1 protein-coding gene and 1 pseudogene are annotated in these 2,012 nt (G+C 74.6%); both read right to left on the bottom strand.

From position 1 onward, the window contains the following. The coding region (locus tag ACLEQD_RS42160) for an AMP-binding protein (protein WP_410391589.1) at window positions 1–798 on the bottom strand (798 nt) is incomplete at its 3' end. Between the two features lie 95 nt (window positions 799–893). Further along, a pseudogene (locus ACLEQD_RS42155) lies at window positions 894–1,952 on the bottom strand (condensation domain-containing protein); the annotation flags it as partial. Between the last annotated feature and the right edge of the window lie 60 nt (window positions 1,953–2,012).

Raw genomic sequence — 2,012 nt, 5'->3', positions numbered from 1 at the left:
GGTGAGCGCCGTCAGCCCCGGGTCCCGCCAGTCCGTCTCCAGCAGCAGCCGCCAGGTGCTGGGCGTGGCCTGGAGCACCGTCGCCCCGCACCGCCGGAGCAGGCCCGCCAGCCGCGAGCCGTCCACGGCGATGTCCCGCGACGCGATGACGACCTGCCCGCCCACCGACAGCGGCAGGAACAGCTCCAGCACCGCGATGTCGAACGACAGCGTGGTGACGGCCACCAGCACGTCTTGCGCCGACAGGCCCGTCGTCTCACGCAGCGCCGCCAGGAAGCGCGCCACCGCGCCGTGCGGCACCTGCACGCCCTTGGGGCGGCCGGTGCTGCCGGAGGTGAAGAGCACGTACGCCACGGCCTCCGGCGGCACCGCGTCGCGCAGCGGCGCGCCGTCCTCCGCCGCGATGGCCTCCGCGTCCCCGTCCAGCAGCACCACGCGCGCCGCATGCGGCGGCAGGAGGGACTCCAGCGAGCGCTGGGACACCAGCACCGGCATCCCGCTGCTCTCCACCATGTACGCCAGGCGGTCCGTGGGGAACGCCGGATCCAGCGGCACGTAGGTGCCCCCGGCCTTCAGCACGGCGAGCACCGCCACCAGCATGTCGAGCGAGCGCTCCACGCACAGGCCCACGCGCACCTCGGTGCCCACGCCCAGCCGGCGCAGGTGCCGCGCCAGCCGCGACGCCCGTGCCTCCAGCTGCGCGTACGTGAGCGACGCGTCTGCGAAGGTGGCGGCGACCGCGTCCGGCGTGAGGTCCGCCTGGGCCTCGAAGGCGCCGTGCTGCGAGCTCCACGGCAGCGGGGCGGGGCGGGCGGCTGCCAGGCGAGGAGCACCTCGTGGCGCTCGGCGTCGGTGAGCAGCGGCAGCCGGGCCACGGCCTCGTGCGGACGGCGGACGACGCCCTCCAGGAGCACGCGCAGGTGCTCCGCCATGCGCGCCATCGTGGGCGCGGTGAAGAGGTCGGCGTCGTACTCCAGGAAGCCCTTGAGGCCCGCTTCCGTCTCCAGCACCTGGAGCAGCAGGTCGAACTTCGACGTGTGCGTGTCCAGCTCCAGCGCCTCCAGCTTCAAGCCCTCCACGGAGGCCGCGCCGCGCAGGGACGCCTGGAGCGTGAGCATCACCTGGAAGAACGGCGTGCGCCCCTGGGTGCGCTCCGGACGCAGCTCCTCCACCAGCCGCTCGAAGGGGACCTCCTGGTGCTCATGGGCCGCGAGCACCGTCTCGCGCACCTGGCGCAGCAGCGCGCGGAAGGACGCGGAGGGCTCCACCCGCGTGCGCAGCACCACCGTGTTGACGAACAGGCCGATGAGGCCCTGCACCTCGCCGCGCTCCCGGCCCGCCACCGGCGAGCCCACCGTCACGTCCTCCTGACCCGCGTAGCGCGACAGCAGCACCTGCCAGGCCGCCAGCAGCACCATGAAGAGCGAGGCGCCCTCCTGCTGCGCCAGCGCCTTCAACGCCTCCGTCAGCTCCCGCGACAGCAGCAGGTCATGGCGGGCGCCCCGGCCGCCGCGGGCCGCGGGGCGGGGCAGGTCCGTGGGCAGCTCCAGCGCGGAGGGCACCCCGGCCAGCTGCTGCTTCCAGTAGTCGAGTTGCTTCTCCAGGCGCGGGCCCTGCAGCCACTCGCGCTGCCAGACGCCGAAGTCCGCGTACTGCACGCCCAGGGGCGGCAGGGGCGCGGGCTGGCCTCGCGCGAAGGCGCCGTAGAGCAGCGCCGCCTCGCGCACCAGCAACGTCATGGACCAGCCGTCGGAGACGATGTGGTGCACCACCACCGCGAGCAGGTGCTCTCCCGGCGCCCACGTCAGCAGCAGCGCGCGCAGCAGCGGACCCTTCGCGAGGTCGAAGGGCCGGGCCGCTGCTTCACGCGCCAGCCGCCACGCCGCCTCCGGCGAGCCGACCTGCTCGTGGTGCTCCAGCGTGAGCACCGGCTCCGGCGACACGACCTGCACGGGCTGCCCGGAGGCGTCCTCGCGGAAGGTGGTGCGGAGCACCTCGTGACGGCGCACCAC

It is taken from the genome of Corallococcus sp. 4LFB (assembly GCF_046520365.1).
Classification (GTDB): domain Bacteria; phylum Myxococcota; class Myxococcia; order Myxococcales; family Myxococcaceae; genus Corallococcus; species Corallococcus caeni.
This window is presented reverse-complemented; position numbering and strand designations above follow the sequence as displayed.